Raw genomic sequence first — 24,684 nt, forward strand, 5'->3', positions numbered from 1 at the left:
TAAATATTTCTACTTCCTGTCAATACTATTTTTGTATTTTATAAATTTAGTATAGACATAACTATTCCTCTATATTCAATTAAGAGAAATTATATAACCACTATTGAAAAATGTAGTCTAGCGATTAAACTCTTTGCTCATCGAAAATATCCAATAAATATAATACATAAAACGCCTGCTTACGAAATATAAACAAAATTGTTTGCATTTCGTAAACAAGCGTTACCTATTTAACAATATATGATGAGTGTTCCCGCTGAGAATAATTCTCAGCGGTAGACCAGAGCTAGACTAAGAATCGATTGATTCCATCATCATAACACTCAACAAAATTGATAAAAATTATACTAATTCAATAATTGCCATTGGGGCAGCATCGCCACGGCGTGGTTCTGTTTTAAGAATACGAGTGTATCCTCCGTTACGTTCAGCATAACGAGGTGCGATGTCGTCAAAAAGTTTTTGAAGAGCTGTTGTTGATGTATATTTATCAGAAGCTTCATCATAGTTTTCTGATGCAATTTCATTACGTACATAAGCAGCAGCTTGACGACGAGCATGTAAATCACCACGTTTACCTAGAGTAATCATTTTTTCAACTGTTTTACGGATTTCTTTAGCACGTGCTTCAGTAGTTACAATTGATTCGTTGATAAGAAGATCGGTTGTCAAATCACGAAGCATTGCCTTACGTTGTGAGCTAGTGCGTCCTAGTTTACGGTAAGCCATTATGTCCTCCTATTTTATTTATCGTTTTTTAATCCAAGACCTAGATCGGCAAGTTTAATTTTAACTTCTTCAAGACTCTTACGTCCTAAGTTTCGGACTTTCATCATTTCAGGCTCAGTTTTTTCTGTTAAATCAAATACTGTATTAATTCCAGCACGTTTTAAACAGTTATATGAGCGCACTGACAAATCAAGTTCCTCAATTGTGCGGTCAAGCACTTTCTCATCGTTCACTTTCTCTGTTTCCTTCATTACTTCAGTTGCTTTAGCAACCTCTGTTAAATCAGTAAACAAGTTTAAGTGTTCAATTAAGACGCGAGCTGAAAGACCAAGAGCATCCTCAGGAATGATTGTGCCATTTGTCATGATTTCAATAGTTAATTTATCAAAGCCATCGTTACTACCTACACGAGCAGGTTCAACTTGATAATTAACTTTTTTCACTGGTGTATAGATTGAATCTACAGCCAATGTTCCCACTGGTGCATCATCTTTTTTATTTCCTTCTGCTGGAACATAACCTCGGTTTTTAGCAACTGTCATTGTTGCTTTCAAACTGTGACCTTCAGCAATTGTGAAAAGATAATGGTCAGGGTTTACAATTTCGATATCACTATCTGTTAAAATATCTCCGGCAGTAATTTCTGCAGGACCTTCAACGTCTAGTTCGATAATCTTTTCGTCTTCGACGTAAGATTTCACAGCAAGTCCTTTTACATTAAGGATGATTTGCATCACATCTTCACGTACACCTGGGATAGTATCAAATTCGTGTAATACTCCATCAATTTTGATTGATGTGACTGCTGCACCTGGAAGTGAAGACAGAAGCACACGACGAAGAGAGTTTCCTAGAGTTGTACCGTAGCCACGTTCTAGTGGTTCGATGACAAATCTGCCGTAATCTTTATTTTCATCAATTTTTGTTATTATTGGTTTTTCAAACTCAATCATTTAGTTACTCCCTCTTAAACGAAAAGTTGTGTACTATAAAATGCTATGATTATACACGACGACGTTTTGGAGGACGAGCACCATTATGTGGTACAGGAGTCACATCACGAATTGCAGTTACTTCAAGACCAGCTGCAGCAAGGGCACGGATAGCAGATTCACGACCTGAACCAGGACCTTTTACAGTAACTTCAACAGTTTTAAGACCGTGTTCTTGTGCAGATTTAGCAGCAGCTTCAGCAGCCATTTGAGCAGCAAATGGAGTAGATTTACGAGAACCTTTAAATCCAAGAGCACCAGCTGATGACCATGCAAGAGCGTTACCATGCACATCTGTAATCATAACAATAGTGTTATTGAATGTAGCGTGAATATGAGCAACACCAGATTCGATGTTCTTTTTCACACGACGTTTGCGTGTTGGTTTAGCCAATTGTTTTACCTCCTATTTTATTTTTTCTTACCTGCAATCGCAACAGCTTTACCTTTACGAGTGCGAGCGTTATTTTTAGTATTTTGTCCACGGACAGGAAGTCCACGACGGTGACGGATTCCACGGTATGAACCGATTTCCATCAAACGTTTAATATTCAAGTTTACCTCACGACGTAGGTCACCTTCAACTTTGATTGCATCAACTTCACGACGGATAGCGTCCTCTTGATCTGGTGTCAAATCTTTAACGCGGATATCTTCAGAAATACCTGCAGCTGCTAAGATTTTTTTAGATGTAGAAAGACCAATTCCGTATACATAAGTAAGTGAAATTACTACACGTTTGTCATTTGGAATATCAACTCCAGCAATACGAGCCATTTTATCTCCTTTCTATATTATCCTTGACGTTGTTTGTGTTTTGGATTTGTCGGACAAATTACCATAACACGACCGTTACGACGAATAACTTTACAGTATTCGCAAATTGGTTTAACCGATGGTCTTACCTTCATGTTTTAATCCCTCCAATTATTTCGACTATTTAAAGCGGTATGTGATGCGTCCACGTGTTAAATCGTATGGGCTCATTTCAACAGTAACACGATCACCTACCAAAATACGGATGTAGTTTTTACGGATTTTTCCTGATACAGTTGCCAAAATTTGGTGTCCATTTTCCAACTCAACAGTAAACATTGCGTTAGGCATAGTTTCAACAACTTTACCTTCAATTTCAATCACATCTTCTTTTGCCACGCAAAAGTACCCCCTAAATTTCGATTTGATGTCCTCTATAAAGAGGTAACAATTATAAGTCAGACTAACTTAGTATATCATTACTAATCTACTTATGCAAGTAGATTAGCATAATTTATTTGAGTTCTAGCAACGCTTTTTCAACATCTGCAAAAACTTCTGTTATTTCTTGATTACCTTCAATATCTGTAACAAGACCAAGCTTACGATAGTGTTCAAGAATAGGTTCTCCTTGAGCAATATTAACGTCCAAGCGACGTTTGACAGTTTCAGGCTTATCATCTTCACGTTGATAGTAATCTTCTTCTTTATAATCTACTGGTGGGTTGAACACTTTGTGGAAAGTTTCACCAGTTTTACGATTGATAATACGACCACTCAAACGCTCTATAAGACATGATGGATCCACTTTAATATTAATAACACCATCTAAGCGTAGTCCTAGTTCTTCAAGCGTAGCATCTAAGGCGTGTGCTTGTTCAATAGTACGTGGATATCCATCAAGTAAAAAACCTTTTTCTGCGATATCATCCTCAGCTAAGCGCTCTTTTACAATCCCGTTTGTTACTTCATCAGGAACCAATTCACCTTTATCAATATAACTTTTAGCTAAACGTCCCATTTCGGTTTGATTAGCCATTGCGGCGCGGAACATATCCCCTGTTGAGATGTGAGCAACACCAAATTCTTCAACGATCTTAGCTGCTTGAGTACCTTTACCAGCACCAGGCAAACCCATAATTAAAAGATTCATTATAGTCTCCTTATTTTGTTTTTAAATAAATCCAACACAGCATGTCGGACTTATTAAAAAACAAAATAGAAGGTTGACAGAGTCAACCTATATTCTATTCTGTTGTATTCATGAATCCAACATAGCGTCTCTTCAAAAGATAGCCCTCGAGTTGTTTCATACCTTCAATACCCGTTGCAATCAAAATGAGTAAGCTTGTCCCACCTAACGCAATACTTGATGACAAATGCAACGCTTGTTGAGCAATAATTGGTAACAAGGAAATAAATGCTAGAAATACTGAACCAATTGTTGCTAATTTTTTCAATAGCGATGACATATATTCTTCTGTTTCTCGTCCTGGTCGAATACTTGGAATGTAGGACGAATTTTTTTGAAGATTCTCTGCTGTCTTTTCAGGGTTTACTTGTACAAAAGTATAGAAGAAAGAGAACAGAATAATCAAGATAGCATAGATAATCATACCGACTGGGGTTTGATAATTAAGTAATTCTTGGAGTTTAGTAAGCCAAGGAATTTCTTTGCCATTTTGAAAGAAAGGAATAATCGTACTTGGAATTGTTGTAATCGAGCTAGCAAAGATAACGGGAATAACACCAGCTGGATTTACTTTTAGAGGAAGATATGAACTTGTAGGAGCTCCTTGAACAAGTTTTGTATATTGGATTGGAATTTTGTATTCAGCTTGTTGAATAAATGTTGTAAAAAATACAATTGCTAATACTGCTACAATAAGAATCCCGACAAAGATGTAAGAATTTGTAATTGCTGAAGAGCGTACATTTACAAAGAAATCTTCGTAGATAGTTGTAATTGCACTTGGAATGGAAGAAATGATACCCGCAAAGATAATCATAGACACTCCATTTCCGAATCCCTTATCAGTAATTTGTTCACCTAGCCAAGTAACCACCATACTACCTGTTGTAAGGATTGCACCAATAAGCAAATATGTTTGTACATTCGGAGTTTTAACTAAAGCAACACTTGATAGAGTGTTAAAACCAGCAGTAATACCAATTGATTGTACGAATGCAAGGAACAAAGAAATATAACGTGTAGCTTGGTTAAGCTTACGACGACCTACCTCTCCTTGTTTTCCCCATTCAACAAACTTCGGAAGAATATCCATTTGAAGTAGCTGAACAACAATAGACGCAGTAATGTATGGGCTAACTCCCATAGAGAATACCGAAAAGTTTCTCATTGCATTACCACTAACTAAGTTAAGCATATTTAGAAATGGAAGTTCACCCATTTGTTCTAAACTCTTAACATTGATGCCCGGTACTGTGATATGCGTTCCGATACGAAATACAAGAAGGATAAAGATAGTAAATAAAATTTTATTTCTTACCATCTTTACTTTGAGTGCATCTCTAAGTAATTTTAAAAACATAATGAGTTACCTCTCATTAATTAGATGACTTCGATTGAACCACCTTTAGCAGTGATAGCTGCTTCAGCAGATTTAGAAAACTTAGCTGCTTTAACAGACAATTTCTTAGTTAATTCACCATTACCAAGAATTTTAACGCCTGATTTTTCAGCACGCACGATTCCAGCTTCTTTAAGAACAACTGGAGTTACTTCAGTACCATCTTCAAAGACATTTAATTGGTCAAGGTTCACAAGAGCATATTCTTTTGCATTGATGTTTGAGAACCCACGTTTTGGCATACGGCGGAACAATGGAGTTTGTCCACCTTCAAAACCAAGGCGTACTCCACCACCACTACGCGCTTTTTGTCCTTTTTGACCACGTCCAGAAGTTTTACCATTACCTGAAGATGTACCGCGACCCACACGATTGCGGACTTTACGTGATCCTTCTGCAGGTTTTAATTCATGAAGTTTCATTATTTTTTCTCCTTATTTGTAAAATGCTAACGCCTTTACGAGGGGAAAGGTACTCCCCGCAAAGACTCGCCTATACGATTTGTTTAAATCGCACCAATAACAATCAGTGCGATTTAGCATTTAATTAAGCTTCTTCAACAGTTACTAAGTGAGAGATAGCGTTAACCATACCACGGATGGCAGCATTATCTTCCTTAACAACTGAAGAATTTAATTTACCAAGTCCAAGGGCAACAACTGTTTTACGTTGTTCTGGTTTGCGACCGATTGGAGACTTAGTCAAAGTAATTTTAATTTGAGCCATTATAATCCCCTTTCTTATGCTAAGTCAGAAACAGAAATGCCACGTAAAGCAGCAACTTCTTCTGCACGTTTTAATTGTTTCAAGCCCTCAACAGTTGCGCGAACAATGTTGATTGGAGTGTTTGAACCAAGTGATTTAGATGTAATATCTGCAACACCTGCTAATTCGATGACGGCACGAACAGCACCACCAGCGGCAACTCCAGCACCCTCAACAGCTGGTTTCAACAATACTTTCGCTCCACCAAATTCTGAACGAACTTCGTGAGGAATTGTTGTACCGACCATAGGAACTTCAACCATGTTTTTCTTAGCAGCTTCAACAGCTTTGCGAATAGCTTCTGGTACTTCTTGAGCTTTACCTGTACCGAAACCAACACGACCATTACGGTCACCAACAACTACAAGAGCTGCAAAACGTAGACGACGTCCACCTTTAACAACTTTTGTAACGCGGTTAATCGCAACAACGCGCTCTTCAAGTTCTACTGCATTATCTTTAAATGCCATTATTAAGTGTCCTCCCTATTAGAATTTCAATCCGTTTTCACGAGCTGAGTCAGCCAAAGCTTTTACACGTCCGTGATAGAGATATCCACCGCGGTCAAACACCACTTCAGAAATACCTTTAGCTACTGCGCGTTCAGCAACAAGTTTACCGACAACAACGGCTTGTTCTGTTTTTGTTCCGTTAGAAACTTCTTTATCAAGAGTTGATGCACTTGCGAGCGTTACACCCGCTACGTCATCAATTACTTGAGCGTAGATGCCTGTATTAGAACGGAAAATGTTCAAACGTGGGCGATCAGCAGTTCCAGAGAGTTTACCGCGAACGCGACGGTGGCGTTTTTGGCGGATTTTATTTTTATCTGGTTTCGAAATCACAATTTTCACCTCTTAAATATATTGTTATGTCAAAATGACAATATTAAAATGAAAGGATAGAGAATTTGCAGAAAAGATTCTACAAAAACTATCAATCCTATTATTTACCTGTTTTACCTTCTTTACGGCGTACGAATTCACCAACGTAACGAATACCTTTACCTTTATATGGTTCTGGTGAACGTAAGCTACGAACGTAAGCAGCAGTTTGTCCAACGCTTTCTTTGTTGATACCGATTACGTTGATTGTTGTTGGAGTTGGCACTTCAAAAGTAACGCCTTCTGGAGCTTCAACTTCGTCTTGGTGAGACTTACCAACAGAAAGAACAAGTTTTGATCCTTGAAGTTGTGCACGGTAACCAACACCGCGCATTTCAAGAGCTTTTTTGAAACCTTCAGAAACACCAACAACCATGTTGTTCAAGTTCGCACGAGTTGTACCATGAATTGTTTTCATTTCTTTTGAGTCGTTAGGACGAGTAACTGTTACTTCAGTCCCTTCAACAGTGATTCCAATATTTTTATTAAACTCACGAGTGAGTTCGCCTTTAGGTCCTTTTACAGTAACAACATTATCCTTGTTAATGATTTCAACACCTGCAGGCAATGTAATTACTTTATTACCAATACGTGACATGTTTATTTTCTCCTGTTAAATTGTCAAGCTGCTTGAGCAACTAGTTTTCACGGGGACTCATGAGACCACAGGATTATACTGTGACTCAATGAGCATTTTAGGTAAAATTTTACCAAATATATGCAAGTACTTCTCCACCAACATTTTTTTGGCGAGCTTCTTTGTCAGTCAAAAGACCTTCAGAAGTTGATACAATTGCAATACCAAGTCCGTTAAGAACTTTAGGCATATCTTCATGTTTAGTATAAACACGAAGACCTGGTTTTGAAATACGTTTCAAGTTAGTGATAACACGTTCACCATTTTGTCCATATTTAAGGAACACACGGATGATGCCTTGTTTGTCATCTTCAATAACTTCAACGTTTTTTACAAAACCTTCACGTTTAAGGATATCAGCAATCCCTTTTTTAATGTTTGATGCAGGTACTTCTAACACTTCATGTTTTGCTTGGTTAGCATTACGAATACGAGTTAAAAAGTCTGCAATTGGGTCAGTCATAACCATTTTTTAATTCTCCTCTTATTAGCAGTTTGAATTTAATCACTTGCTAATTAATGAGTCCTTACGGACGTTATAAGACTAGGTCTTAGTATATTTGCGTTTAAAAATCAGTGCCATTATCAATGACACCTTTTAAACACAAAGCATCATTAATTTATTACCAAGATGCTTTAGTTACGCCTGGTACTTGACCTTTATAAGCCAAGTCACGGAAGCAAACACGGCAAAGTTGGAATTTGCGGTAAACTGAGTGTGGACGTCCGCATTTTTCACAACGAGTGTAAGCTTGCGTAGAGAACTTCGCTGGGCGTTTGTTCTTAGCAATCATAGATTTTTTAGCCAATTTATTTACCTCCTAGATTACTTTGCAAAAGGCATTCCAAGGCCTTTTAGCAATTCACGTGACTCTTCATCAGTGTTAGCAGTAGTAACGATAACGATATCAAGACCACGTACTTTATCAACGTCATCAAAGTTGATTTCTGGGAAGATCAATTGTTCTTTAACTCCAAGAGTGTAGTTTCCACGTCCATCAAATGATTTCGTTGGAACACCATGGAAGTCACGTACACGTGGAAGTGAAACAGAAACTAATTTATCCAAGAATTCGTACATACGTTCACCACGGAGGGTAACTTTTGCACCGATCGCTACACCTTCACGAAGACGGAAGCCAGCGATTGATTTCTTAGCTTTAGTAATAAGTGGTTTTTGACCTGAAATAAGTGCTAACTCAGCAGCAGCTTTCTCAAGATTTTTAGCGTTTGATACAGCATCACCAACACCCATGTTAAGAACGATTTTCTCAACTTTTGGCACAGCCATAACAGATGAATAGTTAAATTTTTCTGTCAACGCAGGAACAACTTCATTAGTATATTTTTCTTTTAAGCGATTTGCCATTATGCTTCTCCTTTCCTTCGTGATTAATCAAGCACTTCGCCTGATTTTTTGTTGTAACGAACTTTTTTGCCGTCAACAACTTTGTAACCAACACGTCCTGCTACACCATTTTTATCAAGAACTTGAACGTTTGACACATGGATTGGAGCTTCTTTTTCAACGATAGCGCCTTGAGGGTTTTCGTTATTTGGTTTTTGATGTTTCTTGATGAGGGCTACGCCTTCAACAACAACTTTGTTTACTTTTGGAAGAGCTTTAAGAACTACAGCTTCAGTGCCTTTGTCCTTACCAGCAATAACGCGAACTTTGTCGCCTTTTTTTACAAACATTTGAGTTTTTCTCCTATTTTTCTTACGCCTCGAAAGGCACCCTAGGAAATCCTAGGGGACTACGTTTGTTAATCTGAGATTAAAGTACTTCTGGTGCCAATGAAACGATCTTCATGTAGCCACCTTCACGCAATTCACGTGCAACTGGGCCAAAGATACGAGTTCCGCGAGGAGTTTTATCGTCACGGATGATTACAGCAGCATTGTCGTCAAATTTGATGTATGAACCGTCTGGGCGGCGTGCACCAGTTTTTGTACGAACGATAACAGCTTTAACCACATCACCTTTTTTAACTGCTCCACCAGGAGTAGCTTGTTTTACAGAAGCAACGATTACGTCACCGATGTTAGCGAATTTACGTCCTGAACCACCAAGTACTTTGATAGTCAAGATCTCACGAGCACCGCTATTATCAGCAACTTTCAAGCGAGTTTCTTGTTGAATCATTTCAATTTTCTCCTTTTAGTTTGATTAGATAATAACAGCTTTTTCCACTACTTCCACAAGACGGAAACGTTTTGTAGCTGAAAGTGGGCGAGTTTCCATGATACGAACGATATCGCCTTCTTTAGCAACGTTGTTTTCATCATGTGCTTTATATTTTTTAGAATAGTTGATACGTTTACCATAGACTGGGTGGTTACGTTTAGTTTCAACTACAACTGTGATTGTTTTGTCCATCTTGTCAGACACTACGCGTCCGTAAAGAGTTTTACGTTGATTACGTTCCATTTAGAATTTCTCCTTTCCCAATCTATTATTTCATTTCTGATTGCACAGTTTTAACACGTGCAATTTGTTTCTTAACTTCGTCAAGGCGAGCAGTCTTTTCAAGTTGACCTGCTGCAGCTTGGAAACGAAGATCAAACAATTCTTTTTTGAGTTCGTTTTCTTTCTTAGCAAGTTCTTCTTGAGACAATCCACGAAGCTCTTTAACAAAATCTTTAATTTCTTGAAGTTTCATGTCTTCTCCTTATTCTGCTTCACGTTTTACGAATTTGCATTTAACTGGTAATTTGTGGCTAGCAAGACGTAATGCTTCACGTGCAACTTCTTCAGAAACACCAGCAATTTCAAACATCACTTTACCACGTTTAACTGGTGCTACCCAACCTTCAGGTGCCCCTTTACCAGAACCCATACGTACACCGATAGCTTTTGCAGTGTATGATTTGTGTGGGAAGATTTTAATCCAAACTTTACCACCACGTTTCATGTAACGAGTCATCGCAATACGGGCAGCTTCGATTTGACGGTTTGTAATCCAGTGGCTAGTTGTAGCTTGAAGTCCGTATTCACCGAATGAAACTTCTTTACCACCTTTAGCCTCACCGCGCATTTTTCCACGGAATTCGCGACGGTGTTTAACACGTTTAGGTACTAACATTTGTTATTTGCCTCCTTTAGTGTTTTTACGAGCTGGAAGAACTTCTCCACGGTAAATCCAAACTTTAACGCCAAGTTTACCATAAGTTGTGTCAGCTTCTTCCCAAGCATAGTCGATATCAGCACGAAGCGTGTGAAGTGGAACAGTTCCTTCTGAATAACCTTCAGCACGAGCGATATCAGCACCGTTCAAACGACCAGAAACTTGAGTTTTAATACCTTTAGCTCCTGCACGCATTGTACGTTGGATTGCTTGTTTTTGAGCACGACGGAAAGCAACACGTTGCTCTAATTGACGAGCAATATTTTCACCAACAAGGTGAGCATCTAAATCAGGTTGTTTGATTTCAATGATGTTGATGTGTACTTGTTTTCCAGTTAATTTGTTAAGTTGACCACGAAGAGCGTCAACATTTGCTCCACCTTTACCGATAACCATACCTGGTTTAGCAGTGTGAAGTGAAACAATAACTTTGTTTACTGCACGTTCAATTTCAATAGTTGAAACTGATGCGTCAGCTAATTCTTTATTAATGAATTTACGGATTGCAAGATCTTCATGAAGGTAATCCGCGTATTCTTTTTCAGCATACCATTTCGCATCCCAGTCACGGATGATTCCGACACGCATACCAATTGGATGTACTTTTTGACCCACGATTTTACCTCCTTATTTTTCTGATACAACTACAGTTACGTGAGTTGTACGTTTGTTGATTGGTGAAGCTGAACCTTTCGCACGTGGACGGAAACGTTTCATTGTTGGTCCTTCGTTAGCGAATGTTTCAGATACTACCAAGTTTGCTTTTTCCAAACCAAAGTTGTTCTCTGCATTTGCAATTGCTGAGTTAAGAGTTTTCTCAATAACACGAGCTGCTTTGTTTGGAGTGAATTTTAAGATTGCGATTGCGTCAGCAACATTCTTACCACGGATAAGATCAAGTACTAAACGTGTTTTACGAGGTGAAACACGCACTGTACGAGCCATTGCTTTAGCTGAAGTAATTTCTGCCATTGTGTCCTCCTCCTATTAACGACGTGTTTTCTTGTCGTCAGCTGCGTGACCTTTGTAAGTACGTGTTGGTGCAAATTCACCAAGTTTGTGACCTACCATGTCCTCTTGGATATAAACAGGAACATGTTTACGTCCATCATAAACTGCGATTGTGTATCCGATGAAACTTGGGAAAATCGTTGAACGACGTGACCAAGTTTTGATTACTTTTTTCTTTTCGTCATTTGCTTGAGCTTCAACTTTTTTCATTAAATGCTCGTCGACGAAAGGTCCTTTTTTAAGACTACGTCCCATTTTGTAGTTTTCTCCTTTAAATAATGTACCACAACGGCCTGTACACTATAGTGTACTACCGAGCTGGCGGATTTGTATAAGATTATGCTATTAACCTATTATTTTTGGTTACGACGACGAACAATAAGTTTGTCTGATTTAGCTTTCTTATTACGAGTTTTAAGTCCAAGTGCAGGTTTACCCCATGGAGTAGATGGTGCTTTACGACCAACTGGTGCTTTACCTTCACCACCACCGTGTGGGTGATCATTAGGGTTCATTACAGAACCACGAACTGTAGGGCGAACACCTTTCCAACGATTACGTCCTGCTTTACCAATGTTAACAAGTGATTGTTGTTCATTACCAACAGTACCAATTGTTGCACGGCAAGTACCAAGGATCATACGTACTTCACCTGATTGAAGGCGAACAAGAACATATTTACCTTCTTGACCAAGTACTTGAGCAGAAGCACCCGCGGCACGAATCAATTCAGCACCTTTACCTGGTTGCAATTCAATATTATGGATAACTGTACCGACTGGAATGTTAGCAAGTGGAAGTGCGTTACCAACTTTGATATCTGCTTCTGGACCAGAAATAATGCGTTGACCTACTTCAAGGCCTTTAGGCGCAAGAATGTAAGCTTTAACACCATCAGTATAGTGTACAAGAGCAATATTTGCAGTACGATTTGGATCGTATTCAATTGTTTTAACAACTGCTTCAACACCATCTTTATTACGTTTGAAGTCAATCAAACGGTAATGACGTTTGTGTCCACCACCTTGGTGACGAACAGTAATACGTCCGTTGTTGTTACGTCCTGCTTTATTCTTTAGTGAAACAAGCAATGATTTCTCAGGAGTGTTTGTAGTGATTTCTGCAAAATCCAAAGAAGTCATATTACGACGGCCATTTGTCGTTGGTTTATAAACTTTAATACCCACGTTATTTCCTCCTTAGATTATTCAGCTTCAGCAGCAAACAACTCGATTGCTTTTGAATCAGCTGTAAGAGTGATGATAGCTTTTTTAGTTTTTGAAGTGAAACCTGTGTAACGACCAACACGTTTTGCTTTTGGTTTAACTGTCACAGTGTTTACACTTGCAACTTTTACTCCGTCAAATGCAGCTTCAACAGCTTGTTTGATCAAAAGTTTGTGTGCACGTGTGTCAACTTCAAATGTATATTTCCCTGCTTCAAGAGCAACCATTGATTTCTCAGTGATAACAGGTTTTTTGATTACGTCATACAAATTCATTATGCAAGAACCCCCTCGATTGTAGAGATTGCTTCTTTAGTAACAAGAAGTTTGTCTGCGTTAACGATATCAAGAACACTTGCAGTAGTTGCAGTAGCAACTGTAACGTTTGGAAGGTTACGCGCTGAAAGTGCAGCAAATTCGTTACCTTCTTCAAGGATTACAAGTACTTTTGAATCAATGCTAAGTGCTGAAAGAACTGACGCAAATTCAGCAGTTTTTGGAGCTGCAAATGAAAGGTTTTCTACAGCTACAAATTTATCTTCAGCAACTTTTGCTGAATAAACTGATTTCAACGCAAGGCGACGAACTTTTTGTGGAAGTTTGTAGCCGTATGAACGTGGAGTTGGTCCAAAGACAACACCACCACCACGCCATTGTGGTGAGCGGATAGAACCTTGACGAGCGCGTCCAGTTCCTTTTTGACGCCATGGTTTACGTCCACCACCAGATACTGCTGAACGGTTTTTAACCGCGTGAGTTCCTTGGCGAAGGCTAGCGCGTTGGCTGATTACAACATCAAAAACAACTGATTCGTTTGGTTCAATACCGAAGATAGCTTCGTTAAGCTCAACTGAGCTAACTTCTTTACCAGTTTGGTCAAATAGTTTAACGTTTGCCATTTTAACTGTTTTCTCCTTTCTTATTATTTAGCAGCTTTAACTGCTGATTTGATAGTGATAAGAGATTTCTTAGCACCTGGTACGTTACCTTTGATGAGGACAACGTTTTTCTCTGGGATAACTTGTACAATTTCAAGGTTTTGAACTGTTACACGGTTACCACCCATACGTCCTGCCAAGCGTTTGTTTTTGAAAACGCGGTTAGGCGCAACAGGTCCCATAGAACCTGGACGGCGATGGTAACGAGAACCGTGAGCCATAGGACCACGTGATTGACCATGGCGTTTGATAACACCTTGGAAACCTTTACCTTTTGATGTCCCTGTGACGTCAACAACATCACCAGCTTCAAATTGTTCTACAGATAATTCTGCACCAACTTCTAAGCCTTCAATGTTTTTGAATTCACGAATGAAGCGCTTAGGAGCTGTGTTTGCTTTTGCAACATGGCCTTTGGCAGGTTTGTTACTCAATACTTCACGTTTGTCATCAAAACCAACCTGAACTGCTTCGTAACCGTTTGTTTCAACAGTTTTAACTTGAAGCACAACGTTTGGAGTTGCTTCAATGACAGTAACAGGGATGAATTCGCCTGATTCAGTGAAGATTTGAGTCATTCCCACTTTTTTCCCTAAGATTCCTTTTGTCATGAGAAAATATTTCCTTTTCTTATTTTATTTCAAAAAGTTTTTTATGAGCGTTTTTTGTGCTCAAAAAAGTTTTTTACGAGCGTTTTTTGTGCTCAAAAAAGTTTTTTACGAGCGTTTTTTGTGCTCAGAAATCAAATTAAAGTTTGATTTCTACGTTGACACCACTTGGAAGATCAAGTTTCATCAAAGCATCAACAGTTTTTTGTGTTGGGTTGATGATGTCTACCAAACGTTTGTGTGTACGCATTTCAAACTGTTCGCGAGAATCTTTATATTTGTGAGTCGCACGAATAATTGTGTAAAGACTGCGTTCAGTTGGAAGCGGAACTGGTCCAGCAACTGTAGCACCTGTACGTGTTGCAGTTTCAACGATTTTTTCTGCCGCTGTATCAAGTGTACGGTGTTCGTACGCCTTCAAACGGATACGGATTTTTTTGTTTGCCATCTTTTCTCCTCTCGTCTATTTACGATAATAGGCTAGCTCCTCAAGAAAACCAACACGAGTTGCGTAGCAATGCAACCTAGCGTGTCGCAACCTCTTGCATCATAGCTAAAGCTGTTCATACACAGCACCAGTATATGATATCAAAAAAAAACAGCACACGCAAGCATTATTTTTTTATTTTCGAAAAAAATGCAACCATTTCTGGTTACATTTTTTGAATATATCGATGATAGTGAACTTTCAAAAACAGCCACCTAAAGATATTATCTGCTATCGTAGCCATCCAAACCCCAAGCAAACCTAATTCAAAAACTATTCCTAATAAATAACCAAGAACTACTCTGATTAACCACATGCCTATAGTCGTTGTGTAAAATGGGAGTTTAGCATTTCCTAATCCTTGCCAAGCTGCTGTATAAACCAAGGTCCCAATAGTAGCAGGTACTCCTACGAAAGATAGCAAAATAACAATCAAACTTCCTTTAATGGCAGAAGGATTATTTGTAAATAACTGTGTCAATGGTTTGCCTGCAAGAAGCATAAAACTTGATATAAGGATCATTAGAACTAAGCCAATATAATACGAACTTTGAATAGTTTCTTCTATAGATTCTCTATTTTTTTGTCCTACATATTTTGCAGTTAGGATAATTGTAGCAGTTGCGATGCCAAGCCCTGGCATATAATTAAATTGTGTCAAGGTTTCTCCAATAGCATTTCCCGCTACAACATTTGTACCTAACTGAACAACAATAGCAACTATAACAACATCTCCAGCTCGCATCATCAGACGTTCTCCTGCTGATGGTAAGGCAAGATTCCAAATTTGTGCACTGATTTTCCAAGTCATTCTTTTTATTATCTTTTTAATAGGAAGATACTTCGCAAGGATACAAATACCAATTAATCTTGCGATAAGAGTTGATACTGCCACTCCGACCAAACCATAGCGCCACTCAAAAATAGCAAAACCTGATAAGACTGCATTGAGGAAATTGACAAAAATACTGACATACATTGGTAAACGAGGTTGCCCTTGCACACGTAAAAATGAGCCTAGGGTGGTTAACATTCCTAAAGTAACAACACCTCCACCCACAATTGCTAAATATAAACCACCAACTTGTGCGACACTTTTTGTTGTCCCTAAAAGTTTAAAGAAAGTTTGTCCAAAAACAATCGAGATAATTCCTAATACTGCCCCTATCAGTAATGTTAGAAAAATGGCTTGAGAACATACTGAAATTGCATCATCCTTCTCACTACCTGCTAACGACTTGGCCAATAGACTTGCTATACTCGCCCCTAAAGCTATAAAAATAGCTTGATAAACAGTAATTATATTATTAGCAACTGAAACACCTGATACTGCTACAACACCTAACTGAGCCACTAGATAATTATCAACTACTCCCATGAGCATTTGTAAGATATTTTCAATCATAGCTGGTATAGCTAACTGAATAATCTCTTTACTATAACGCACAGTATCTCCTTTCTATTACCCAGGATCATTAAAAAGAGAGTGATGGGAAAATTTCTAAAATGTTTCTTTCTCGCTCTAAATATTTTAAAACAATCGTATTTTTATTATTGTTTCAAACCTAGACACTCTTCAACCGTTTCTCGCATATTTGAGGTAGGTACTACCGTTCTATGGATTACTTCGGCCTTTTGTAAATCTGTAACCGCCTTAGGTAAAGAAACACCTGACAAATCGTTTAAGATTGAAATAGCAGCGAAATCCTGTATCTCTTCTTTATTTGTAATAGCCTTTGTAACAACACTCGGGAACTTATAAGGACTTGCTGTTGACACAATTACTGTTGGAGTTTGATCTTTAGTTTCTGTCTGATAAGCTTGATAAACAGCTGATGCTACAGCTGTATGCGGATCCTCTATATACTGATACTGGTCAAATAAACGTTTGATGTCTAATTCAACAAATTGTTCTGTCGCAAATCCCGCTACAAAGCTCTCTAAAATATTTGCTTGCCTAGCCTCTAAGGCATACTCCCCAGTAGTCACTAAATCTTCCATTAATTTTTTAGTCGTTTCTGCATCATCGCCTAAAAGGTGAAAGATTAATCGTTCTAGATTAGAGGAGACCAAAATATCCATAGAGGGACTTGATGTCACTTTAAATTCTCGATTTTTATCGTAGGTTTGTGTCTTAAAAAAATCTGTTAGAACGTTATTATCATTTGAGGCACAAATGAGTTTGGTAACAGGTAATCCAATTTGACTAGCATAATATGCTGCTAAAATATTACCAAAATTTCCTGTAGGTACACTAAAATTAATTGGTTGACCAATTGAGATTTCCTTTGACTTAACTAATTGAGCATATGCATATATATAGTAAACAATTTGAGGAACAAGGCGACCCATGTTCATTGAATTGGCTGATGATAACTGCATATGCTGCTGTGATAATTTTGATCGAAGAAGGGAATTATTGAACATTTCTTTAACTGAAGTCTGTGCATCATCAAAATTTCCTTCAATCGCAACAACATGGGTATTTTGTCCGGCTTGTGTTATCATCTGCAATTCTTGGATATAACTAACACCATTTTTAGGATAAAAGACAATAATCTCAGTTCCTGGAACATCTGCAAAACCTGCCATCGCTGCCTTACCAGTGTCACCTGATGTTGCTGTTAAAATAACGATTTTATCATCAACCCCTTGTTTTTTGGCTGCTGTTGTTAGCAAATAAGGAAGAATGGATAAAGCCATATCTTTAAATGCAATTGTAGGACCGTGAAATAATTCAAGGTGATACCGGTCTCCAATCTTTACTATTGGGGCTATTTCAGTTGTATCAAATTTAGTATCATAAGCTTGACTAATACAGTAATCCAATTCTTGTTCAGTAAAATCATCAAAAAAAGCTGACAAAACGAGTTTAGCCACTTCTTGGTAGGAAGCATCCTTAAGTTTAGTGAAATCTAAATCAACTTTTGGAAAAGTGATGGGGGTAAAGAGTCCTCCATCGTCAGCTAATCCCTTTAGAATCGCTTGACTAGCTGTCACTTTATTACTAGCATCACGTGTTGATTGATATACTATTGCCATAAGAATCCCTCTTTATATAAATATCTTTTAGTTATTGTAACACAATTTAATAACATGTCCATTGTTCGTTATATAATTAACCCCCCTTTATTAAAATAAAGGGGGGGCGTAATATCATTATCACTTTGTAAAGTCGAGAACTTTACGTCCTTGAATCAATCCTCTTTCCATTTCATCGAATACTTGAGGAGCTGTATCCACAGGCACTTTTTCAACCACTGGTACTACCAAACCTTCTGCTCCAAATGCGAAGGCTTCTTCTAAATCTTTACGAGTTCCAACTAAGGAACCAACCACACGAATCCCATCAAGTACTGTTTTTACAATACTCAATTCCATATATTCTGATGGAAGACCAACAGCTACCACTGTACCTCCAGCACGAACGCTGTCAATCGCCTGATTAAACGCAACTTTAGAAACAGCAGTCACAACCACTCCATGACAACCGCCTGTCTTTTCTTGAATATAGGCCGCAACATCTTTTATTTCTTTGCCATTAACTGTCAAATCTGCTCCAACCTCTTTAGCTAATTGAAGTTTATCTGCGTTAATATCAACAGCTACAACATGAGCATTGAATACCTTTTTTGCATATTGGACTGCTAAGTTTCCAAGACCACCTGCACCATACACTGCAATCCACTGACCAGGAGCAGCTCCAGCTTCTTTGATAGCCTTGTATGTTGTTACTCCAGCACAAGTGATTGATGATGCTTGAGCTGGATCTAATCCCTCAGGAACCTTAACCGCATAGTCCGCGGTAACGACAGCGTATTCACTCATACCACCATCAACACTGTATCCAGCATTTTTAACACTACGACAAAGCGTCTCACGTCCTGTAGTACAGTATTCGCAATGACCGCACCCTTCAAAGAACCATGCAATAGAGACACGATCACCAACCCTCAAAGACGTTACGCCTTCTCCAATTTCTTCTACTATACCAATGCCTTCGTGACCCAAAATGCGTCCTGGTACCTGGCCGAAATCTCCATGTGCAACGTGTAAATCAGTATGGCACACACCACAGTATTCTACTTTTACAAGTGCTTCACCATGACCAACTTTTGGAAGATCATGCTCAACAACTTCAACACCTGTACTAGCTTGATTAACAACAACCGCTTTCATGATAAAACCTCCTAGAAATAAATATATCTTATTTTGTAATCGTTTACATTTTATATTGTATTATTCTTCACAAACTATGTCAAGTGATTTTCAGAAAATTTTTTGAAAAATATTCTTAACTGGTTAATCTTTTTGAAACTAAAAATCCCACTCAATAGAGTGAGATTCTTAGACTGCTGTTACTTACGACGTCCTGGACGTTCCTCATAACCATAATAAGCATCTTCGATGATTTCTTGCATGTGATCTACCATCGGAAGGCGTGGATTTGCTGGTGAACATTGATCTTCATATGCTAAGAAAGCTAGTTCACGAGATTTTTCTTTCCATTCTTTTTCATCAATGCCTTGGTCGCGGAAATTCATCTTAATACCTAAACGTGTTCCAAGGTCATACACAGCTTTTGCATATGATTCGACAGCTTCTTCTGGTGTTGCTGCTGGTAAGCCGAGTAATTTAGCGATATCTTGATATTTTTCATCAGCACGATAGTAATTGTACTTAGGCCATGTTGCTGTTTTAGCTGGACGAGTTCCATTATAGCGGATAACATACGGCAAAAGAATTGCATTTGTACGTCCGTGTACGGTATGGAATTGTGCGCCAATTTTATGCGCCATTGAGTGAGAAATACCTAAGAATGCATTGGCGAAAGCCATACCTGCCATAGTTGACGCATTGTGCATCTTTTCACGTGCTTCAAAATCAGCATCTTTTACTGAGCGTTCTAAGTAGTCAAACACAATTTTAATTGCTTGAAGGGCAAGTCCGTCTGTATAATCATTTGCCATCTGTGAAACATAAGCCTCTGTTGCATGTGTCAATACATCCATACCCGTATCAGCCGCAATAAAACCAGGAACAGTCATAACAAGGGCCGGATCAACGATAGCTACAGTTGGTGTTAATGAATAATCAGCGATTGGATATTTACGATTATTTGCTTTGTCAGAGATAACGGCAAATGGTGTCACTTCAGAACCTGTTCCAGAAGTTGTTGGAATAGCAACAAATTTTGTTTTCTTACCAAGTTCTGGGAATTTGAACGCACGTTTACGGATATCCATGAATTTTTGAACGAGGTCATGGAAATCAACTTCTGGTTGTTCATAGAAGAGCCACATAACTTTCGCAGCATCCATAGGAGAACCACCACCTAATGCAATAATAGTGTCTGGTTTGAAGGTACGCATCAAATCTGTTCCTTTCATTACTGTTGTAATGTCTGGATCTGGTTCTACTTCAGCAAAAATCTGATAAACAACTTTATTGCGACGAAGATCAAGTTGTTCAATGATACGATCCAAGAAACCAAGCTCAACCATGGCGTGATCTGTAACAATCATGACACGTTCAACATCGCGACATTTTTGCAAATATTGAATAGAATCACGTTCGAAGTATGTTTTTGAAGGGACTTTAAACCATTGCATATTATTTCTACGTCTTCCTACTTTTTTGATATTCAAGAGATTTATAGCACTAACGTTATCACCAACTGAGTTACGTCCATACGAACCACAACCAAGAGTCAATGATGGCAAGAAAGCATTGTAAACATCCCCAATACCACCAAAAGTAGAAGGAGAATTCCAAATAACACGGATAGCACGAATTCTAGTTCCAAATTCACGAGCTAAGTCTGCATCTTTTGTATGAATAGCAGCTGAGTGTCCTAGACCATTAAACTCAACCATTTGACGAGCTTTTTCAACACCATCTTCTGTAGATTCAGCTTTCAATACGGCAATAACAGGTGATAGTTTTTCACGTGTCAAAGGTTCTTTTTCACTAACTTCAGTACATTCTGCGGCAAGAATATTTGTTCCTTCTGGAACAGTAAATCCAGCTTGTTCAGCAATCCAAACTGCTGATTTTCCAACAATATTTGGATTTAATTTTGCACCAGCACAGTTTTTGCTATTTGCTTTTGCACCAAAACAGAATTCTTCAAGAAGAGCTTTTTCTTTCTTATTAACGAAATAAGTATGATAAGATTTAAATTCTTCAACAAATTCTTTATAAATTTCTTTATCAATAATAACAGCCTGTTCTGATGCACATACCATACCGTTATCAAATGATTTAGACATAACAATATCGTGAGCGGCTTGTCGGATATTAGCTGATTTTTCAACATAAGCTGGAACATTCCCAGCACCTACACCAAGGGCAGGTTTCCCACATGAGTAGGCAGCTTTAACCATCGCATTACCACCTGTCGCAAGGATAGTGGCAATACCATCATGGTTCATCAAAGCATTAGTTGCATCAATCGATGGTTGTTCAATCCATTGGACACAATTTTCAGGAGCTCCAGCAGCAATAGCAGCATCACGAACAATACGTGCTGCATGTGCTGATGATTCTTGTGCTGATGGGTGGAAGGCAAAAATAATTGGATTACGTGTTTTAAGAGAGATTAATGACTTGAAAATAGCAGTTGAAGTCGGGTTGGTTGTTGGCGTAATACCACAGACAACTCCCACTGGTTCAGCAATTAATGTCAAGCCTGTGACATCGTCTTCTTCAATAACTCCCACTGTCTTTGTATGACGCATGTTGTTAACGACGTGTTCACATGCAAATAAATTTTTTGTCGCTTTATCTTCAAAGACACCACGACCAGTTTCTTCTACTGCATGAAGAGCAAGTTCTCCATGGGCATCCAAGGCTGCAACAGAAGCTTTAGCTACAATATAATCAACTTGTTCTTGATTAAGTTGACGCATCTCATCAAGTGCTTTTAAACCGTTTTGAACCAATGTATCAATTGCAAGAGCAACATCTGTAGTTTCTACCGCTTTAGTTTTTTCAGTCATTTGAGACTCCTTTTGATTTGTTAAATGTTTCACAAATTTGTTTACGAGATTATTATAGCATATTTAAAAACTTTGTAAATAGTTTCACAACTTTTTTGTGAACTTTTTTCCAATCTTTCGGAAACATTTCTTGAAAGCGCTTTAATTGAACTTGTTTTTTCATTACTAATTTTCAGATTAAAGCCAATCGATTTCATTTGTATCACCATAAACGGAGGTATCTATTATTCGTTTTCACAAAAAAGCCGAGTACATGACTCGGACTTGTTTATTTTGCAGCTCGTTGAGCTGATTTTTGAATAGCTTTTTTGACGTTACTAACATATAAATCAGCCCCTGTAGTATCGCTATCACTATAATGCACACCATCTGTATTTCCCCAGATTTCTGGATGTTCTGTCGCAACCTTATACCAGTCAGCAACCGTTATGTAATTATATTTTTTCATTAGCGAGAGTTCATAATCACGCACTGTCGTAACTTGACTCATATTTTTAGCATTATAAGGCGTTACTATAATCAAACGGTGTCCCTTAGGCAAAGATTTAATAAATTGGCTCAAGTCTGTCTTGTAGTTATCTAATGAATTCACACCAACTGCCAAAACAACAATTTTGGACAAGGCTTTATTTTGAATACGGTTTTCAAAAATATCAAATGATTTACTAAAATTACGACTCACCGCAGCATCTAATTGTACTTCTGGTAACAATTTATTAAAAGCAGCACTTGACCTTAAGGCAACTGAATCTCCGATTACCGTCACATCACTAAGAGCACCTGCATCCCCTGCGGCTAGTGTATGTGTTCGGTTAGTATTTGTTCTAGCTTGTTGTAACGAATTCTGCAATAATTCTGTCTCAAAACTTCCTATACTTGGAGCTGTCAACATTGTCACTACAGTAATAAGAGTTAGTACCCCTCCGATACTAAATAACCACTTTTTGTAAGGCAACAAGTCAAATTCATAATCAAGGAATTTAGGTTTTCTACCTAAAATAAAAGGTTCAATGATATAAAACGATAATGTTGAGAAGACTGCTGATAATACTACTGTCAAAATAACAGCTATCCAGTTTGGGGATAAACGACTAAAAATAATATAAAATGGCCAATGAAAAAGGTACATACCGTAACTGATATCAGCAAGATAAGTAATCACGAAAGGTTCTGAAATATCTGGTGTATGCTCGTGTAAAATACGTGCATTGTAAATCATTACACTAGCAAAAATGCTAGACAAAACAAAACCAAAAAGATATGTTAGCCGATTATCAAAATCAAGTGCAAAAGTTAAAATCATTAGACCAGCAAAAGCACTACCCATCATGATTAAATTATGCTTCAAAGTCAGATTTTTGATATTTTTCTTGAATCGTCCGGTAATCTCTCGAATACCAGATATTGTAGCCACCATCGCTCCTAAAAAGAACGGAAATATATGTGATAATGTAGAGAAATATATCGTTGAAAAATTATCAACGAAAAAGGCTCTAACAAACATGGTAAGGAAGCTGACTCCAAAAACTCCCATGGAAATAAGGAACAAAGTCCCCCTCAATTGCTTTTGATCTTTTGATCTTTTCGATAAGAGCCATACCGTTAAGCCCCATAAAACATAAAAATGGACTTCAATAGAAAGACTCCAGGTATGCACAAATAAGTGAGGGATAAATTGACTTTCGTAGTTACCACCAGTCAAGATTTCGTAAAAGTTGCTGGTAAAACCTAAAGCAGTCATAATTTGAGAGCCAATACTTGCTCTAAAATCACTTTTAACCAGAAATACAAAAGGTATTGTCACCAAAACCATCAATACTAATGGTGGGAAAATACGGTAAAAACGTCTACGACAAAAACTAACAAAATCAATTTTTTTCGTTTTAGAAAATTCATCAATCAATAAGGCCGTAATCAGAAAACCAGAAAATGTAAAGAAGATGTCAACGCCAACAAATCCTCCTGGAAAACTATTCTTAAAGAAATGGTAAAGTAAAACAAGTAGTAGTCCTGTTATACGTACCAAAGAAAACCATTTTATTCTCATTTTTGATAAATCCCCTGTTTAAATGTCCCCTTATAGACTTTCTTATTTTTAGCATTGAGGCGACCTTGTCCATCAGGTTGACCTTTTTTAAAGTCACCTGTATAGGACCAGCCATGAACTGAAACAAATGTTCCTTTCCCTTCAAAGACCCCATTTACAAAATCGCCCTTATAGTAATCCCCATTCTCATAGGTTAATTTACCTTTACCAGTCATATGGTGATTAACAATAGAGCCCACATATTTTATCTTGCCGCCATCATAGCTAAGGACTCCTTGACTAGAAGTCGTTAAGGTAAATACTGATAAACCAAAAACAACAATAATTATCAAAGATAATATTTCTAGATGAGTTCGTGTTATTTTAAAATTCTTCATTTCTACTTAATCTCTACTATTATTTATTAGCGTTAACCACTGTTTACAGCCATCATTGACTAGACGATAGGTTTCCTCAAAATCACCAGTATACCATGGATCAGGAACACCACCATCACAAAAAAGGCTAATCTTATCATCGTAGGTTCCTTGTGATAGAGCTTTTAAATCCTTGACATTTTGCTCATCCATACCGATGATATAATCAAAATATGCTAAATCGTCTTTAGAAATAGGTTGTGACCCTTTATCGTTAATGTAAGGAATTTGATAACGCTGCAAAATCGCTTGCGTTCCCCTATGTATAGGATTTCCATGCTCCCATGTTGAAGTCGCACGACTCTCAACCGAGAGGCTATCCTCCTTATCTAAATTCGCCATAACAAACTCAGCCATCGGGCTACGGCAGATATTTCCAAGACAAACAAAACAGACTTTCTTCATAGCAAACTCCTTTTGGTCTATTATAACAGAAAAAAGGTACTTATAATACGTTTAACTGCTCAAA

General features: G+C 37.9%; 36 protein-coding genes. All 36 read right to left on the minus strand.

Annotated elements, in window-relative coordinates; genetic code table 11:
* Window positions 1–342: 342 nt before the first annotated feature.
* Entirely contained in the window at window positions 343–729 is a 387-nt protein-coding gene (gene rplQ / locus HMPREF2818_RS00795; protein ID WP_000331497.1) for a 50S ribosomal protein L17, read from the minus strand.
* Window positions 730–743: 14 nt separating this feature from the next.
* Window positions 744–1,682: a DNA-directed RNA polymerase subunit alpha gene (locus tag HMPREF2818_RS00800; RefSeq protein WP_000568977.1), complete on the minus strand. Its 939-nt coding sequence runs from the start codon at window positions 1,680–1,682 to the stop codon at window positions 744–746.
* 49 nt (window positions 1,683–1,731) lie between these two features.
* Window positions 1,732–2,115: a 30S ribosomal protein S11 gene (rpsK, locus tag HMPREF2818_RS00805; RefSeq protein WP_001118387.1), complete on the minus strand. Its 384-nt coding sequence runs from the start codon at window positions 2,113–2,115 to the stop codon at window positions 1,732–1,734.
* A gap of 17 nt (window positions 2,116–2,132) precedes the next feature.
* On the minus strand, window positions 2,133–2,498 hold the full coding sequence (gene rpsM, locus HMPREF2818_RS00810) for a 30S ribosomal protein S13 (protein ID WP_000090785.1): 366 nt from the start codon (window positions 2,496–2,498) through the stop codon (window positions 2,133–2,135).
* 17 nt (window positions 2,499–2,515) lie between these two features.
* The gene (gene rpmJ, locus HMPREF2818_RS09655; protein WP_000868345.1) at window positions 2,516–2,632 is read right to left on the minus strand and encodes a 50S ribosomal protein L36; all 117 of its coding nucleotides are present in this window, start codon (window positions 2,630–2,632) and stop codon (window positions 2,516–2,518) included.
* Window positions 2,633–2,657: 25 nt separating this feature from the next.
* Complete coding sequence (gene infA, locus HMPREF2818_RS00815) at window positions 2,658–2,876, minus strand: translation initiation factor IF-1 (RefSeq protein WP_001040189.1); 219 nt, start codon at window positions 2,874–2,876, stop codon at window positions 2,658–2,660.
* 115 nt (window positions 2,877–2,991) lie between these two features.
* Window positions 2,992–3,630 carry an adenylate kinase gene (locus HMPREF2818_RS00820; protein ID WP_001050420.1) on the minus strand — a complete coding sequence of 213 codons (639 nt, stop codon included), beginning with the start codon at window positions 3,628–3,630 and terminating at the stop codon, window positions 2,992–2,994.
* 94 nt (window positions 3,631–3,724) lie between these two features.
* The gene (secY, locus tag HMPREF2818_RS00825; RefSeq protein WP_000478891.1) at window positions 3,725–5,029 is read right to left on the minus strand and encodes a preprotein translocase subunit SecY; all 1,305 of its coding nucleotides are present in this window, start codon (window positions 5,027–5,029) and stop codon (window positions 3,725–3,727) included.
* A 20-nt stretch (window positions 5,030–5,049) separates the two neighbouring features.
* Window positions 5,050–5,490, minus strand: coding sequence for a 50S ribosomal protein L15 (rplO, locus tag HMPREF2818_RS00830; RefSeq protein ID WP_000766093.1), 441 nt, complete (start codon window positions 5,488–5,490; stop codon window positions 5,050–5,052).
* 124 nt (window positions 5,491–5,614) lie between these two features.
* A complete protein-coding gene (gene rpmD / locus HMPREF2818_RS00835) occupies window positions 5,615–5,794 on the minus strand; it encodes a 50S ribosomal protein L30 (protein WP_000057245.1) in 180 nt (59 codons plus the stop codon).
* Window positions 5,795–5,808: 14 nt separating this feature from the next.
* On the minus strand, window positions 5,809–6,303 hold the full coding sequence (rpsE, locus tag HMPREF2818_RS00840) for a 30S ribosomal protein S5 (protein WP_000874200.1): 495 nt from the start codon (window positions 6,301–6,303) through the stop codon (window positions 5,809–5,811).
* An 18-nt stretch (window positions 6,304–6,321) separates the two neighbouring features.
* Window positions 6,322–6,678: a 50S ribosomal protein L18 gene (rplR, locus tag HMPREF2818_RS00845; RefSeq protein WP_001865622.1), complete on the minus strand. Its 357-nt coding sequence runs from the start codon at window positions 6,676–6,678 to the stop codon at window positions 6,322–6,324.
* Between the two features lie 100 nt (window positions 6,679–6,778).
* Window positions 6,779–7,315 (minus strand): 50S ribosomal protein L6, encoded by a 537-nt coding sequence (gene rplF / locus HMPREF2818_RS00850; RefSeq protein ID WP_000086620.1) that lies wholly within the window; start codon window positions 7,313–7,315, stop codon window positions 6,779–6,781.
* A 109-nt stretch (window positions 7,316–7,424) separates the two neighbouring features.
* Window positions 7,425–7,823, minus strand: coding sequence for a 30S ribosomal protein S8 (gene rpsH / locus HMPREF2818_RS00855; protein ID WP_000245501.1), 399 nt, complete (start codon window positions 7,821–7,823; stop codon window positions 7,425–7,427).
* 154 nt (window positions 7,824–7,977) lie between these two features.
* The gene (locus HMPREF2818_RS00860) at window positions 7,978–8,163 is read right to left on the minus strand and encodes a type Z 30S ribosomal protein S14 (RefSeq protein ID WP_001085698.1); all 186 of its coding nucleotides are present in this window, start codon (window positions 8,161–8,163) and stop codon (window positions 7,978–7,980) included.
* Window positions 8,164–8,180: 17 nt separating this feature from the next.
* Complete coding sequence (gene rplE / locus HMPREF2818_RS00865; protein WP_000013545.1) at window positions 8,181–8,723, minus strand: 50S ribosomal protein L5; 543 nt, start codon at window positions 8,721–8,723, stop codon at window positions 8,181–8,183.
* A gap of 23 nt (window positions 8,724–8,746) precedes the next feature.
* A complete protein-coding gene (gene rplX, locus HMPREF2818_RS00870; protein ID WP_000497687.1) occupies window positions 8,747–9,052 on the minus strand; it encodes a 50S ribosomal protein L24 in 306 nt (101 codons plus the stop codon).
* A gap of 79 nt (window positions 9,053–9,131) precedes the next feature.
* Complete coding sequence (gene rplN / locus HMPREF2818_RS00875) at window positions 9,132–9,500, minus strand: 50S ribosomal protein L14 (protein WP_000615920.1); 369 nt, start codon at window positions 9,498–9,500, stop codon at window positions 9,132–9,134.
* 24 nt (window positions 9,501–9,524) lie between these two features.
* A complete protein-coding gene (rpsQ, locus tag HMPREF2818_RS00880; protein ID WP_000440811.1) occupies window positions 9,525–9,785 on the minus strand; it encodes a 30S ribosomal protein S17 in 261 nt (86 codons plus the stop codon).
* A gap of 25 nt (window positions 9,786–9,810) precedes the next feature.
* Window positions 9,811–10,017, minus strand: coding sequence for a 50S ribosomal protein L29 (rpmC, locus tag HMPREF2818_RS00885; protein WP_000775731.1), 207 nt, complete (start codon window positions 10,015–10,017; stop codon window positions 9,811–9,813).
* A 9-nt stretch (window positions 10,018–10,026) separates the two neighbouring features.
* A complete protein-coding gene (gene rplP / locus HMPREF2818_RS00890) occupies window positions 10,027–10,440 on the minus strand; it encodes a 50S ribosomal protein L16 (RefSeq protein WP_000960950.1) in 414 nt (137 codons plus the stop codon).
* Between the two features lie 3 nt (window positions 10,441–10,443).
* Window positions 10,444–11,097: a 30S ribosomal protein S3 gene (gene rpsC / locus HMPREF2818_RS00895; protein WP_000529929.1), complete on the minus strand. Its 654-nt coding sequence runs from the start codon at window positions 11,095–11,097 to the stop codon at window positions 10,444–10,446.
* Window positions 11,098–11,109: 12 nt separating this feature from the next.
* Window positions 11,110–11,454, minus strand: a complete 345-nt coding sequence (rplV, locus tag HMPREF2818_RS00900) for a 50S ribosomal protein L22 (protein WP_000818141.1) — start codon at window positions 11,452–11,454, stop codon at window positions 11,110–11,112.
* A 15-nt stretch (window positions 11,455–11,469) separates the two neighbouring features.
* A complete protein-coding gene (rpsS, locus tag HMPREF2818_RS00905) occupies window positions 11,470–11,748 on the minus strand; it encodes a 30S ribosomal protein S19 (protein ID WP_000533765.1) in 279 nt (92 codons plus the stop codon).
* A gap of 98 nt (window positions 11,749–11,846) precedes the next feature.
* Entirely contained in the window at window positions 11,847–12,680 is an 834-nt protein-coding gene (rplB, locus tag HMPREF2818_RS00910; RefSeq protein WP_000511737.1) for a 50S ribosomal protein L2, read from the minus strand.
* Window positions 12,681–12,697: 17 nt separating this feature from the next.
* Window positions 12,698–12,994 carry a 50S ribosomal protein L23 gene (locus HMPREF2818_RS00915; RefSeq protein ID WP_001055343.1) on the minus strand — a complete coding sequence of 99 codons (297 nt, stop codon included), beginning with the start codon at window positions 12,992–12,994 and terminating at the stop codon, window positions 12,698–12,700.
* A complete protein-coding gene (gene rplD, locus HMPREF2818_RS00920) occupies window positions 12,994–13,617 on the minus strand; it encodes a 50S ribosomal protein L4 (protein ID WP_000024418.1) in 624 nt (207 codons plus the stop codon). Before rplD ends, HMPREF2818_RS00915 begins: the two co-directional genes overlap by 1 nt.
* Before the next feature lie 23 nt (window positions 13,618–13,640).
* Entirely contained in the window at window positions 13,641–14,267 is a 627-nt protein-coding gene (gene rplC / locus HMPREF2818_RS00925) for a 50S ribosomal protein L3 (RefSeq protein WP_000160206.1), read from the minus strand.
* A gap of 136 nt (window positions 14,268–14,403) precedes the next feature.
* On the minus strand, window positions 14,404–14,712 hold the full coding sequence (gene rpsJ, locus HMPREF2818_RS00930) for a 30S ribosomal protein S10 (protein ID WP_001284518.1): 309 nt from the start codon (window positions 14,710–14,712) through the stop codon (window positions 14,404–14,406).
* 205 nt (window positions 14,713–14,917) lie between these two features.
* Complete coding sequence (locus HMPREF2818_RS00935; RefSeq protein WP_001270716.1) at window positions 14,918–16,198, minus strand: MATE family efflux transporter; 1,281 nt, start codon at window positions 16,196–16,198, stop codon at window positions 14,918–14,920.
* 104 nt (window positions 16,199–16,302) lie between these two features.
* Window positions 16,303–17,793, minus strand: coding sequence for a threonine synthase (gene thrC, locus HMPREF2818_RS00940; RefSeq protein WP_001029130.1), 1,491 nt, complete (start codon window positions 17,791–17,793; stop codon window positions 16,303–16,305).
* Window positions 17,794–17,913: 120 nt separating this feature from the next.
* Window positions 17,914–18,930 carry an alcohol dehydrogenase AdhP gene (gene adhP / locus HMPREF2818_RS00945; RefSeq protein WP_000649197.1) on the minus strand — a complete coding sequence of 339 codons (1,017 nt, stop codon included), beginning with the start codon at window positions 18,928–18,930 and terminating at the stop codon, window positions 17,914–17,916.
* Between the two features lie 179 nt (window positions 18,931–19,109).
* The gene (gene adhE / locus HMPREF2818_RS00950; RefSeq protein WP_000137036.1) at window positions 19,110–21,752 is read right to left on the minus strand and encodes a bifunctional acetaldehyde-CoA/alcohol dehydrogenase; all 2,643 of its coding nucleotides are present in this window, start codon (window positions 21,750–21,752) and stop codon (window positions 19,110–19,112) included.
* A gap of 268 nt (window positions 21,753–22,020) precedes the next feature.
* The gene (locus HMPREF2818_RS00955; RefSeq protein WP_001220911.1) at window positions 22,021–23,799 is read right to left on the minus strand and encodes an acyltransferase family protein; all 1,779 of its coding nucleotides are present in this window, start codon (window positions 23,797–23,799) and stop codon (window positions 22,021–22,023) included.
* Window positions 23,796–24,176, minus strand: a complete 381-nt coding sequence (locus HMPREF2818_RS00960; protein WP_000787702.1) for an MORN repeat-containing protein — start codon at window positions 24,174–24,176, stop codon at window positions 23,796–23,798. The genes HMPREF2818_RS00955 and HMPREF2818_RS00960 overlap by 4 nt, the downstream gene beginning before the upstream one ends.
* A 6-nt stretch (window positions 24,177–24,182) precedes the next feature.
* Entirely contained in the window at window positions 24,183–24,620 is a 438-nt protein-coding gene (locus HMPREF2818_RS00965) for a low molecular weight protein-tyrosine-phosphatase (protein WP_000754817.1), read from the minus strand.
* Between the last annotated feature and the right edge of the window lie 64 nt (window positions 24,621–24,684).

This window comes from Streptococcus sp. HMSC076H09 (assembly GCF_001811765.1).
Taxonomy (GTDB): domain Bacteria; phylum Bacillota; class Bacilli; order Lactobacillales; family Streptococcaceae; genus Streptococcus; species Streptococcus agalactiae.

What these genes read in the sequence shown, in the direction of transcription:
- rplQ (WP_000331497.1), bottom strand. Translation starts at nt 729, where the DNA reads ATGGCTTACCGTAAACTAGGACGCACTAGCTCACAACGTAAGGCAATG.
- HMPREF2818_RS00800 (WP_000568977.1), bottom strand. Translation starts at nt 1,682, where the DNA reads ATGATTGAGTTTGAAAAACCAATAATAACAAAAATTGATGAAAATAAA.
- rpsM (WP_000090785.1), bottom strand. Translation starts at nt 2,498, where the DNA reads ATGGCTCGTATTGCTGGAGTTGATATTCCAAATGACAAACGTGTAGTA.
- rpmJ (WP_000868345.1), bottom strand. Translation starts at nt 2,632, where the DNA reads ATGAAGGTAAGACCATCGGTTAAACCAATTTGCGAATACTGTAAAGTT.
- HMPREF2818_RS00820 (WP_001050420.1), bottom strand. Translation starts at nt 3,630, where the DNA reads ATGAATCTTTTAATTATGGGTTTGCCTGGTGCTGGTAAAGGTACTCAA.
- secY (WP_000478891.1), bottom strand. Translation starts at nt 5,029, where the DNA reads ATGTTTTTAAAATTACTTAGAGATGCACTCAAAGTAAAGATGGTAAGA.
- rplO (WP_000766093.1), bottom strand. Translation starts at nt 5,490, where the DNA reads ATGAAACTTCATGAATTAAAACCTGCAGAAGGATCACGTAAAGTCCGC.
- rpmD (WP_000057245.1), bottom strand. Translation starts at nt 5,794, where the DNA reads ATGGCTCAAATTAAAATTACTTTGACTAAGTCTCCAATCGGTCGCAAA.
- rpsE (WP_000874200.1), bottom strand. Translation starts at nt 6,303, where the DNA reads ATGGCATTTAAAGATAATGCAGTAGAACTTGAAGAGCGCGTTGTTGCG.
- rplF (WP_000086620.1), bottom strand. Translation starts at nt 7,315, where the DNA reads ATGTCACGTATTGGTAATAAAGTAATTACATTGCCTGCAGGTGTTGAA.
- rpsH (WP_000245501.1), bottom strand. Translation starts at nt 7,823, where the DNA reads ATGGTTATGACTGACCCAATTGCAGACTTTTTAACTCGTATTCGTAAT.
- rplE (WP_000013545.1), bottom strand. Translation starts at nt 8,723, where the DNA reads ATGGCAAATCGCTTAAAAGAAAAATATACTAATGAAGTTGTTCCTGCG.
- rplX (WP_000497687.1), bottom strand. Translation starts at nt 9,052, where the DNA reads ATGTTTGTAAAAAAAGGCGACAAAGTTCGCGTTATTGCTGGTAAGGAC.
- rplN (WP_000615920.1), bottom strand. Translation starts at nt 9,500, where the DNA reads ATGATTCAACAAGAAACTCGCTTGAAAGTTGCTGATAATAGCGGTGCT.
- rpsQ (WP_000440811.1), bottom strand. Translation starts at nt 9,785, where the DNA reads ATGGAACGTAATCAACGTAAAACTCTTTACGGACGCGTAGTGTCTGAC.
- rpmC (WP_000775731.1), bottom strand. Translation starts at nt 10,017, where the DNA reads ATGAAACTTCAAGAAATTAAAGATTTTGTTAAAGAGCTTCGTGGATTG.
- rplP (WP_000960950.1), bottom strand. Translation starts at nt 10,440, where the DNA reads ATGTTAGTACCTAAACGTGTTAAACACCGTCGCGAATTCCGTGGAAAA.
- rplV (WP_000818141.1), bottom strand. Translation starts at nt 11,454, where the DNA reads ATGGCAGAAATTACTTCAGCTAAAGCAATGGCTCGTACAGTGCGTGTT.
- rpsS (WP_000533765.1), bottom strand. Translation starts at nt 11,748, where the DNA reads ATGGGACGTAGTCTTAAAAAAGGACCTTTCGTCGACGAGCATTTAATG.
- HMPREF2818_RS00915 (WP_001055343.1), bottom strand. Translation starts at nt 12,994, where the DNA reads ATGAATTTGTATGACGTAATCAAAAAACCTGTTATCACTGAGAAATCA.
- rplD (WP_000024418.1), bottom strand. Translation starts at nt 13,617, where the DNA reads ATGGCAAACGTTAAACTATTTGACCAAACTGGTAAAGAAGTTAGCTCA.
- rplC (WP_000160206.1), bottom strand. Translation starts at nt 14,267, where the DNA reads ATGACAAAAGGAATCTTAGGGAAAAAAGTGGGAATGACTCAAATCTTC.
- rpsJ (WP_001284518.1), bottom strand. Translation starts at nt 14,712, where the DNA reads ATGGCAAACAAAAAAATCCGTATCCGTTTGAAGGCGTACGAACACCGT.
- thrC (WP_001029130.1), bottom strand. Translation starts at nt 17,793, where the DNA reads ATGGCAATAGTATATCAATCAACACGTGATGCTAGTAATAAAGTGACA.
- adhP (WP_000649197.1), bottom strand. Translation starts at nt 18,930, where the DNA reads ATGAAAGCGGTTGTTGTTAATCAAGCTAGTACAGGTGTTGAAGTTGTT.
- adhE (WP_000137036.1), bottom strand. Translation starts at nt 21,752, where the DNA reads ATGACTGAAAAAACTAAAGCGGTAGAAACTACAGATGTTGCTCTTGCA.
- HMPREF2818_RS00955 (WP_001220911.1), bottom strand. Translation starts at nt 23,799, where the DNA reads ATGAGAATAAAATGGTTTTCTTTGGTACGTATAACAGGACTACTACTT.
- HMPREF2818_RS00960 (WP_000787702.1), bottom strand. Translation starts at nt 24,176, where the DNA reads ATGAAGAATTTTAAAATAACACGAACTCATCTAGAAATATTATCTTTG.
- HMPREF2818_RS00965 (WP_000754817.1), bottom strand. Translation starts at nt 24,620, where the DNA reads ATGAAGAAAGTCTGTTTTGTTTGTCTTGGAAATATCTGCCGTAGCCCG.